Source organism: Actinosynnema sp. NPDC004786 (assembly GCF_053601135.1).
On sequence record NZ_JBSGBG010000066.1, the window covers coordinates 26,082 to 35,658 of the forward strand.

9 protein-coding genes are annotated in these 9,577 nt (G+C 74.3%); 3 read left to right on the plus strand and 6 right to left on the minus strand.

Annotated elements, in window-relative coordinates:
* Nucleotides 1-828: a M55 family metallopeptidase gene (locus tag ACWEFJ_RS36190; protein ID WP_378097153.1), complete on the plus strand. Its 828-nt coding sequence runs from the start codon at nt 1-3 to the stop codon at nt 826-828.
* A complete protein-coding gene (locus ACWEFJ_RS36195; protein WP_449716535.1) occupies nt 821-2,107 on the plus strand; it encodes a M20/M25/M40 family metallo-hydrolase in 1,287 nt (428 codons plus the stop codon). Before ACWEFJ_RS36190 ends, ACWEFJ_RS36195 begins: the two co-directional genes overlap by 8 nt.
* Before the next feature lie 7 nt (nt 2,108-2,114).
* Here ACWEFJ_RS36195 and ACWEFJ_RS36200 read toward each other — a convergent pair whose 3' ends face one another.
* The 3 genes from ACWEFJ_RS36200 to ACWEFJ_RS36210 form a co-directional block, all read right to left on the minus strand.
* Nucleotides 2,115-2,543 (minus strand): MarR family winged helix-turn-helix transcriptional regulator, encoded by a 429-nt coding sequence (locus tag ACWEFJ_RS36200; RefSeq protein ID WP_378097147.1) that lies wholly within the window; start codon nt 2,541-2,543, stop codon nt 2,115-2,117.
* Nucleotides 2,544-2,608: 65 nt separating this feature from the next.
* The gene (locus ACWEFJ_RS36205) at nt 2,609-3,238 is read right to left on the minus strand and encodes an AAA family ATPase (RefSeq protein WP_449716536.1); all 630 of its coding nucleotides are present in this window, start codon (nt 3,236-3,238) and stop codon (nt 2,609-2,611) included.
* Between the two features lie 9 nt (nt 3,239-3,247).
* Nucleotides 3,248-4,090 (minus strand): PucR family transcriptional regulator, encoded by an 843-nt coding sequence (locus tag ACWEFJ_RS36210; RefSeq protein ID WP_378097142.1) that lies wholly within the window; start codon nt 4,088-4,090, stop codon nt 3,248-3,250.
* A gap of 75 nt (nt 4,091-4,165) precedes the next feature.
* On the opposite strand from ACWEFJ_RS36210, the gene ACWEFJ_RS36215 reads away from it, so the two are divergent.
* On the plus strand, nt 4,166-5,482 hold the full coding sequence (locus tag ACWEFJ_RS36215; protein ID WP_449716537.1) for a DegT/DnrJ/EryC1/StrS family aminotransferase: 1,317 nt from the start codon (nt 4,166-4,168) through the stop codon (nt 5,480-5,482).
* 343 nt (nt 5,483-5,825) lie between these two features.
* Here the strand turns inward: ACWEFJ_RS36215 and ACWEFJ_RS36220 are convergent, their stop codons facing one another.
* The 3 genes from ACWEFJ_RS36220 to ACWEFJ_RS36230 all read right to left on the minus strand — a co-directional run bounded on the left by ACWEFJ_RS36220 (nt 5,826) and on the right by ACWEFJ_RS36230 (nt 9,455).
* Nucleotides 5,826-7,010 (minus strand): hypothetical protein, encoded by a 1,185-nt coding sequence (locus ACWEFJ_RS36220; protein ID WP_449716538.1) that lies wholly within the window; start codon nt 7,008-7,010, stop codon nt 5,826-5,828.
* Between the two features lie 317 nt (nt 7,011-7,327).
* The gene (locus ACWEFJ_RS36225) at nt 7,328-7,678 is read right to left on the minus strand and encodes an RICIN domain-containing protein (protein ID WP_449716539.1); all 351 of its coding nucleotides are present in this window, start codon (nt 7,676-7,678) and stop codon (nt 7,328-7,330) included.
* 244 nt (nt 7,679-7,922) lie between these two features.
* A complete protein-coding gene (locus ACWEFJ_RS36230; RefSeq protein WP_449716540.1) occupies nt 7,923-9,455 on the minus strand; it encodes a glucosaminidase domain-containing protein in 1,533 nt (510 codons plus the stop codon).
* Nucleotides 9,456-9,577 lie beyond the last annotated feature (122 nt).

Below are 9,577 nucleotides of genomic sequence, written 5' to 3' on the forward strand. Positions count from 1 at the left end.
ATGCGGATCTTGATCTCGGCGGACATGGAAGGGGCGACGGGCGTCACCTGGACCGCGGACGTCGTCCCCCAGACCGAGCAGTGGCAGCGGTTCCGCCGCCTGTTCACCGGCGACGTCAACGCCTGCGTCGCCGGCGTCCACGAGGGGGGCGCGACCGACGTGCTCGTCAACGAGGCGCACTCCTCCCAGCGCAACCTGCTGCTGGAGGACCTCGACCCCCGCGCCCGGCTGCTCACCGGCCGGCACAAGCCCCTGTCGATGATGCAGGGCATCGACTCCGGCGTGGACGGCGTGGTGTTCCTCGGCTACCACGCGGGCGCCGGCCAGGAGGGCGTGCTCGCCCACACCTACCTGGAGAACTCCGTCACCGGCGTGTGGCTCGACGGCGTGCCCGCGAGCGAGGGCAGGCTCAACGCCGCCCTGGCCGCCGAGCACGGCGTGCCCGTCCTGCTGGTCACCGGCGACGACCGGGCGTGCGACGACGCCCGCGACTACGCCCCCGACGCCGAACTGGTCGCCGTCAAGGAGTGCGTCAGCCGCTACGCCGCCGTCTGTTCACCCCCTCAGGTGACTGCGGGGCTGATCACCGCCGCCGCGCGGACCGCCGTGAGCCGCGCCGGACGCGGGCCCGCGGCGGTCGCGCCGCACCGCGTCGAGGTCGAGTTCGACGCCACCCACCTGGCCGCCGCCGCGGCGGTCGTGCCCACGGTCGAGCGCGTCGACGCGCGCCGCGTCGGGTTCGACGCTGCGTCGATGACGCTGGCGATGCAGGCTTTCAAGGTGGTCACCGCCATCGCGGCGGGAGCGGTGGAGGGGATCTATGGCTGAGGACGTCGTCGACCTGTGCGCGGCCCTGCTGCGCTTCGACACCACCAACCACGGCCGCGGCGAGGCCGCGGGCGAACGCGAGGCGGCCGAGTTCGTCGCCGCCCACCTCGACGCCGCCGGCGTGCGCCCCACCCTGCTGGAGTCCGCGCCGCGCCGCGCCAACGTGCTCGCCCGCGTGCCCGGCGCCGAACCCGACCTGCCCGCGCTGCTCGTGCACGCGCACCTGGACGTGGTGCCCGCCGACCCCGCCGAATGGGCCGTGCCGCCCTTCGCCGGCGTCGAACGCGACGGCTACCTGTGGGGCCGCGGCGCGGTCGACATGAAGGACATGATCGCCATGGTCCTCACCGTGCTCGGCGACTGGGCCCGCCAGGGACGACGACCGCGCCGCGACCTCGTGCTCGCGTTCGTCGCCGACGAGGAGGACCGCGGCCACCTCGGCGCGCACTGGCTCGTCGACCGGCACGCCGACTTCTTCGCCGGCGTCACCACCGCCATCGGCGAGTCCGGCGGCTACTCCTACCCCGTCCACGGCCGCCGCGTCTACCCGGTCGGCACCGCCGAGCGCGGCACCTCCCACCTGCGGCTCACCGCCACCGGCCGGGCCGGCCACGGCTCCCGCCGCAACGACGACAACGCCGTGGTCAAGCTGCTCGCCGCGCTCGCCCGCGTCGGCGCGATCGAGCACCCCGTGCGGCTGACCCCGGCCGTGCGGGCGTTCATCGAACGGGTCGGCGCGGCACTGGACGTCCCGGTCGACCTGGCCGACGTCGACGCCACCATCGCCCGGTTCGGGCCCGCCGCGAAACTCGTGGAGAACACCGTCCGCAACAGCACCACCCCCACGGTGCTGCGCGCCGGCTACAAGGTCAACGTCATCCCCGGCAGCGCCACCGCCGAACTGGACGTGCGCACCCTGCCCGGCACCACCGACGAGCTGCTGGCCGCCGTCGACCGGGCACTCGGACCGGACGTGCGCCGCGAGTTCCTCGCCGACGAGCCGCCCGTGCAGGCGCCGATCGACACGCCGTGGTTCGACGCCATGGCCGCCGCGCTGCGCGCCGAGGACCCCGACGCCGTGGTCGTGCCCTACTGCATGGGCGGCGGCACCGACGCCAAGGCGTTCCACCGGCTCGGCATCGACTGCTACGGCTTCGCGCCGCTGTCCCTGCCACCCGGCTACGACTACCGCGCCATGCCGCACGGCGTGGACGAACGCGTGCCCGTCGACGGCCTGCGCTTCGGCGTGCGCGTCCTGGACCGCTTCCTGTCGTCCTGACCGCCCGCTACAGGCGCGGATCGGTGATCTCCCGCAGCCGGGCCAGCGCGTCCAGCAACGCCACCATCCGCGTCCGGCCCAGGTGCGCGGTCCACTCCCGCTCCACCTCCGCGATCGCCGCCACCCCCACCGGGATCGCCCGACGGCCCCGCTCGGCCACCCGGATCAGCCGCGCCCGCGCGTCGGTCGGGTCCGGGCACCGCTCCACGTACCCGGCGCGCTCCAACTGGTCCACCAGGAAACCGGCGGTCTGCTTGGTGATCCGCGCCGCCTCCGCCAGCTCCGTCAGCCGCGACCCGTCGCGGCCGATCCGCTGGAACACCCGCGCCTGCGCGGGCGTCACGTCGTCGAACCCCGCGGCCGCCAGGGCGGCGAACACCCGGTTCTCCAGCTCGCGGTGCGGCAGGTACAGCAACAGGCCGAGATCGTCAGGCACGTCACTCCTTGACGTCGGTCAGGAAGTCGATCACCCTATCGCGTGTCAGCCGTCCGAACGCGCCGCTAGTCGAAGCGGATGTGCTTCACCGAAGTCCACGTGCGCCGCACCCGACCCCGCAACCGCCCGCCCGCGGCCGGCGCCAACACCAGCCCGGCCGCCGCGGCGACCCGCTCCGCCACCTGCGGCACGGTGAGGTCGTCGGTCCACAGGTGCTCGGCGAACTCCGGCTCCCGCAACCGCTCCAGGCACCGGTCCAACGCCCGCATCGCCGCGCTCCGCCCCCGCGCCGCCCCGCCGCCCAGCAGGGCGCGCGCCGCGTGCACGACCTCGCGTTCCCGCAGCCGCCGCACCACCGTCGCGCGCCGGGCGAGCAGCGCGAAGTGCCGCACGTCGTGCCCCCGGTCGCGCAACCCGCCGACGACCTCCCGGAAGTAGGCGGGCTCCACCACCGTCATCGGCACCACGATCACCCCGTCGTGCCCGCGCGCCGCCCGGTCCAGCACCTCCACCACACCCTGCCGCCACGCCGCCAGGTCCTGGAAGTCGCCGCGCAACGCGGGCGGCGTCATCCGCCGCAGCCCGAACCCCACGTGCTCCGGGTCGGCGACGAAGCTGCCCGGCAACCTGCGCCGCAGCTCGTGCGCCGTCTGGGTCTTGCCGCCGCCGAACGGCCCGTTGATCCACAGCAACACGCCGCCACCCTACGGGCGCCGCGCGAGCCGCACGAGCTTCAACGCCAGGTGCAGCTCCAGCCGCGCCCCGCCGTCGGACAGGTCCCGGCCGGTCAGCTCCGCGATCCGCCCCAGCCGGTAGTACAGGCTCGTGCGGTGCAGGTGCAGCCGCCGCGCCGCCGCCCGCACCTCGCACCCCGCGTCCAGGTACACCTCCAACGTCCGCAGCAGCACCTCCGACAACCCGGCCAGCACCTCCTCCGGCGGCGCGCCCAGCAGCAGCCGGTACGCGCCCAGCTCCGACCACCGCACCCGGTCCGGCAGCGCCGGGTCCAACCGCGCCAGCTCCGCCGCCGCCAACGCCTGCTGGTAGGCCGCCGCGGCCCGGTCCGGCGGGTGCGGGTCGCTCACCCCCACGTGCCCCGACAGCTCCGGCAGCGCGTCACCGGCGGGCACCGTGCGCACCACCCGCGGCTCCAACCCCACCACCACCCGCACCGGCGTCCGCTCACCCGCCGGCACCTGCGCCGCCAACGCCGCCAACCGACCGCCCAGGTCCAGCTCCGGCACCTCGCCCAACACCCACAGGTAGCCGACCAGCGCCCCGTGGTGCCGCAACGGGAACCCCACCCGCTGCTGGAACCCCAACGCCGGGTTCTCCGGCACCCGCACCGGCCCCGTCGCGGTCGCCACCCCGTGCTGCTCCTGCCACGCCGCGACGTCCGCCGGCACCCGCCGGGTCAGGATCGCCCGCACCCGCGCCGGGTCCACGTCGTCGGTCTGGGCGCTGTGCGCGACCACCCGGCCCGCCACGTCGTCCACCGAGACCCCGCGCCCCAGCAGCCGGGACAGCTCGTCCAGCAACTCCTGCATTCCGACAACTGTAGGAACAACCTCCGTCGCCGGACGGTCGCCCCACCCGACGGCGAAGCCCTAGCGTTCTGCACCGTGACGAACAGCAGGATCGCCCCCTGGGCCTCCCCGCAGGCGCAACGCAGGCTCGCCGAGGTCGAGGCCGCCGTCTCCGCCGACCTGACCGCCGCCGGCGTCGCCGGCACCGTCCGCAAGGCCCTCGAAGCGCACACCACCCAGGTCGACGACGACGGGATCGTCCTCTACGCCGGCACCAACGTGCTCAGCCCCGCCGCCGCGGCCGCGATGAGCGCCACCGTGTCCAGCCGGCCGAGCATGGGCTGGCCGGGCGAGAAGTACCAGGTCGGCCTCGACCACCTCGACACCCTCGAAGTCCTCGCGCCCCTGCTCGTCGCCGACCTCATGGAAGGCCGCTACGCCGAGGTCCGGCTGCAGAGCGCGACCCTGGCCAACCTCGCCGTCTACACCGCGTTCGCCCGCGCCGGCGACAAGATCGCGGTGCTGCCCGAGTTCGCCGGCGGCCACGCCAGCCACCACGCCCAGGGCGTGCCCGCCATCCGCGGCCTCACCGTCGTCGACCTGCCCTACCTGCCCGACGAACTCGACCTCGACTACGACAAGCTGCCCGGCTTCCTGCGGGTGCACCGGCCCCGGATCGTGGTCATCGGCGCGAGCCTGATGCTGTTCCCGCACGACGTCGCCGCCGTGCGCGCCGCCGCCGACGAGGTCGGCGCGATCCTGGTCTACGACGCCTCCCACATCGCCGGCCTCGTCGCGGGCCGCGAGTTCCAGCGCCCCCTGCACGAGGGCGCGCACCTGATGACGTTCTCCACCTACAAGTCCTTCGGCGGCCCGTCCGGCGGCTGCGTCGTCACCCGCGACCCGGACCTCGCCGAACGCGTCTCCACCGTCGCCTACCCCGGCATGCTCGCCAACTACGACGCCGGACGCCTCGGCGCGCTCGCCGTCACCGCCGCCGAACTCGCCGAGCACGGCCCCGACTACGCCCGCGCCTGCGTCGCCAACGCCCAGGCGCTCGGCGCGGCACTGGCCGACAACGGCTTCGACGTCGCCCGCCACGACGGCGTCCACACCCGCTCCCACCACCTCGCCGTCGACGCCCTCACCCTGGGCGGCGGCGACGCGGCCGCCGCGCTGCTCGGCGAGGCCGGCATCTACCTCAGCGGCATCGGCCTGGCCTGGCAGCGCATCGACGAAGGGCTGCGCGGGCTGCGCATCGGCACCCAGGAGATCACCCGCCGCGGCTTCACCCCCGCCCACCAGCCCGCGATCGCCGCGCTCATGCGCCGCGCCCTGATCGACCGCGAAGCACCCGAGCGGGTCCGGGCCGACGCCGTGGCGCTGCGCCGCGAGGTCAACGGGGTCGGCTGACCACGGACGTGCCGGGCCGACGACGACACGGCCCGGCACGTCCGGACCCCCGACGTCCGGGCCTGCCGGGCCGCGCCCACCCGCCCGCGCCGGCGGGCAGCCTCACCTGCCACCTGGGCCGCCCACTATGGACACCCGGTCCCACCCGCGGAAGCGGAACGCCCCCACACCACCCGAAAGAGGAACCGCCACAGCCGGGACAGCACCTCGGTGCCGGATGGTCGTGGACGGCGGATGGCGTGGTGGTGCTGCCCGCGTTGCCGTGCCGGTTCGCGGGCGGTGGCGGTGAGGCCGTCCCCGCACCAAGGCGACCCTGCTGGGCACACCGGGCGCGGTCGGCTGATCAGCGGGGGTCGCGGTCGGCGCGCAGCGCGTCCAGTTCGGCCTGCAGCCGGTCGAGCTGGCGTTCCGCGCGTTCGGCGCGGGCCAGGGTTTGGGCGCGGGCTTCCTCCAGGGCGTCGAGCCGTTCCCGGGCGGAGCGTTCGACCTGGTCGAGGCGGTCGCGGTGGGCCTGGCGCAGGTCGGCCAGCTCGGCGCGGGCCCGGTCGAGTTCGGCGCGGGCGTCGTGGGCGGCCTGGTCGGCGCGTTCGGCCGCGATCCGGGCGCGGTGCGCGGCCTCGGCTTCGGCGCGGGCGTCGGCACGGGCCTGGTCGACGTTCGCCGCCGCTTCCTCCCGCACCCGGTCGACCCGGGCCTGCGCCTCGGCGCGGACGGCCTCGATCCGGGTTTCGGCTTCGGCGCGGGCGGCGTCGACCTGGGCTTGGGCGTCGTGCCGGGCCTGGTCGACGCGGGCCTGGGCGTCGGCGCGGATCTGGTCGACCTCCCGCACCGCCTGCCGCCGGGCCTGCTCGGCGTGGGCGACGGCGTCGGCCTGCGCCTGCTCGACCTGCGCCTGGGCGTCGCGGCGGATCTCGTCCACGGCGGTGGCGGCTTCCACGCGGACGGCGGCGATCTCCCGTTCGGCCCGTTCGACGGCGGCGTCGGCCTCGGCGCGGGCGGCGTCGCGCTGGGCGTAGGCGGTTTCGGCGTCCTGCTCGGCCCGTTCGGCGGCGCGGACGGCGTCCTCGGTGGTGGCCTCGGCGGCCTGGCGCGCCTGTTCGGCGTCGCGGCGTCGTCGTTCGGCCAGGGCGACCGCGGCCTCCGCCTCGGCGACCCGCCGCGCGGCCTCGGCCTCCACCGCCTGCACCTGGCTCTCGGCGACGCTCGGGTCGGCGATCGCGGACAGCTCCGCCACGGCTCCGGTGAGCGTGGTCGACATCTGCTCGGCGAGCACCCGGAACCGCTCCAGCAGTTCCTCGGCCCTGATCTTGCCCGCGGTGATCCCCTGCGGGCCTTTCGTCACGGTGACGACCTCCTGCTGGACCTCCGCCGCCTGCGCCAACCGCTGCCGCTCGCGCCACGCCCGCCACCGGGTGTGTTCCGGCAGGTCGCAGTACTCCGACGGCCTCCCCGGCCCGCCACCCCGGATCACCGGACGCGTGCAGCCGGGGTAGTTGCAGGTCAGTGCGGAGGTCTCCGTCGTCGTCACGGCAATATCGTAGCAGAGTTTCGTCTGTACAAACGTTATTGGCCGCAACGCAACGTTATAAGGGTGCGAGAGGGTGACTTCCGATAAGTGAACCTTATCGGAAGTCAGAACGACGGCGGTCGGACGGCTTCACACCGCGGGTGTTCGGGAGGCGATCGGTCCGGGAGCGCAGACGACGGCGGGGTGACCTCCGCCGTTCAAGAGGAGGTCACCCCGCCGGTCTCAGCCGGTGGCGCGGGTCGCGGTGGCCGCCGAGGAGTCACCCGTCCCGGACGGGCTCCCGTCGACCGCTCTCCCCCGCGCCAACCGGCGGTGGATCAGGACTGGAACCAGCGTTGGTTCGCGCCGCCGTGGCACGTCCACATCTGCACGACGGCGCCGTCGTTGGCGTTCCAGTCCCGGACGTCCAGACACCGGCCGTTGAGGTCGCTGCGGATCAGGGGACCGTCGTTGAACCAGCGCTGGTTGGCTCCGCCGTGGCAGGTCCACATCTGGACGACGGCGCCGTCGTTGGCGTTCCAGTCCCGGATGTCCAGGCACTTGCCGTTCAACTCGCTGCGGATCAGGTAACCGGGCTCGGCCTGGGCCGGGGCGGAGACCGCGACGAGGCCGCCGAACACGAGCGCGACAACACTGGACACCACGAACGCCATCTTCGACTTGTTCATGTTCTTCCTCGGTTCGACATCCACCGACGCCGCGTGGTCCGGGACGCCTGCGTCGAATGGTCGGATCGGACAATCGCCGCCGATCCGACACTGTGCGCCGCCGCCGTGCGCCGCAACAGCACTCCGCCGTGTGGGGGTAAGCCGACACCGGATCGGGGGTACCGGGTTTCGCGGCACGGACGGGCACGGCGATGCGTCCCCTGTCCCGCCACGGCGGGACAGGGGACGCGACAAGGCGGATCGGTCAGCGGCCGGTGACGACCACCTGGGCGGTGTTGTCCGGGTGGGCCGAGATCGCGACCCGCGAGCCCTTGGCCTGGGTGCCGTCCGTGCCGGTCAGCATCCGGAACGGCGTCCACGAGGCGCCCGAGCGGACGCGGTGGTACATGCCGTCGTCGTTGCCGATGACGAGCACCTGGGCGGTGCCGTCGGCGTGGGCGCCGATGGCGACGTCCTTGCCGGTGGCCGGGAGGGTGGTGTCCATGCCGTTGAGCGGCTGGAAGCCGGTCCAGTCGCCGGCGTTGTCGCGGATCTGGTGGTAGATCCGGTCGTCCCAGCCGACGACGAGGACGTGGGCGCCTTCGGCCGTGCCGGCGATCGACACGCGCTTGCCCTTGGCGGGCGCGGTCGTGCCGGTGCCCGCCAAGGGGCGGAAGCCGGACCACGTGCCGTCGCGCAGGACCTGGTGGTAGAGCCCGTCGTCGTGGCCGACGATGACCAGCTGGGCGCTGCCGTCGGGCAGTGCCGCGATGGCGACGTCCTTGCCCGCGGCCGGGGTGGGGGTGTCCATGCCCGGCACCGGCTGGAACCCGGTCCAGTTGCCGTCGGGCGTGCGGGTCTGGTGGTAGACCTTGTCGTCCCAGCCGACGATGACGACCTGGACCGCGTTGTCGGCGAGGCCGGTGATCGAGACCGCCTTGGCCTTGGCGGGGGTCGTGGTGCCGTTGCCCGACAGGGGCTGGAACCCGGTCCAGTTCGTGTCGGCGTGGCGGACCTGGTGGTAGACGACGTCGTCCGCGCCGACGACCACCACCTGCGCCGAGCCGTCCGCCATCGCGGCCACCGCGACGTCCTTGGCGTCGCCGGGCAGGGTGGTCTGGTAGCCGGGCAGGGCGCGGAACCCGGTCCAGCCGCCGTCGGCGCCGCGGACCTGGTGGTACATCGGGTACGCCTGCCGCTCGGGACCGCCGACGTCGAACCGGTACAGGTTGTTGGCGTCCATCATCGCGATGATCTTGTTGGCGTAGTTCGGGTCGGTCGCGTAGCGCTCGGCGACGCGGCGGATGAACTCGCGGGGGTCGTGCCGGTAGGGCAGGGCGTGGGCGTAGTAGGAGCTGGTGGTGAGCAGCCGGCCGTAGTCGCGGAACGAGTCGGTCATCGAGGCGTAGACGCGGAAGTAGGCGGTGGTGGGGCCGCAGGTCGGCTGGCACTCCTCGGTGTTGAAGGCGCGGCAGCCGACGGCGATGGGGCCGGGGTCGGTGGCCGAGACGCACTTCATGCCGAAGTGGTTGTTGTACTGGGCCGCCAGGCTGCTGGCCCCGTACGCGGACTCGTGCGCGGCCTGGGCGGCGGCGACGGAGGCGGGGATGTCGTACTCGGCCTTCACGGCGCGGGCGCGGGGTTCGGCGGCGGCCCAGTAGTCGGCCTGGGTGGCGGCGGTGGTGAGCGGTGCGTCGCGGGTCGGGTCGGTGGGTGCGGCGTGGGCGAACGAGCCCAGGGTGCTCAGCGCCAACGTGCCGGCGATCACGAGCAGCCTGGCGGTGCCGAGGAGCTTCATGGCGGGTCTCCGGGTGAGGGGGCGGGGGGGCCCGGGGGGGGGGGCGGGCCGCCGGGGAGGGGGGAGAGGGGGGGAGGGGGAGAGTGTGAATGAGAAAGATGGGGTATGGGGAGGGGGCCGAA

Excerpts from the sequence above, each read along its gene's own strand:
- ACWEFJ_RS36190 (WP_378097153.1), top strand. The coding sequence starts at position 1 with ATGCGGATCTTGATCTCGGCGGACATGGAAGGGGCGACGGGCGTCACC.
- ACWEFJ_RS36195 (WP_449716535.1), top strand. The coding sequence starts at position 821 with ATGGCTGAGGACGTCGTCGACCTGTGCGCGGCCCTGCTGCGCTTCGAC.
- ACWEFJ_RS36210 (WP_378097142.1), bottom strand. The coding sequence starts at position 4,090 with ATGCAGGAGTTGCTGGACGAGCTGTCCCGGCTGCTGGGGCGCGGGGTC.
- ACWEFJ_RS36225 (WP_449716539.1), bottom strand. The coding sequence starts at position 7,678 with ATGAACAAGTCGAAGATGGCGTTCGTGGTGTCCAGTGTTGTCGCGCTC.
- ACWEFJ_RS36230 (WP_449716540.1), bottom strand. The coding sequence starts at position 9,455 with ATGAAGCTCCTCGGCACCGCCAGGCTGCTCGTGATCGCCGGCACGTTG.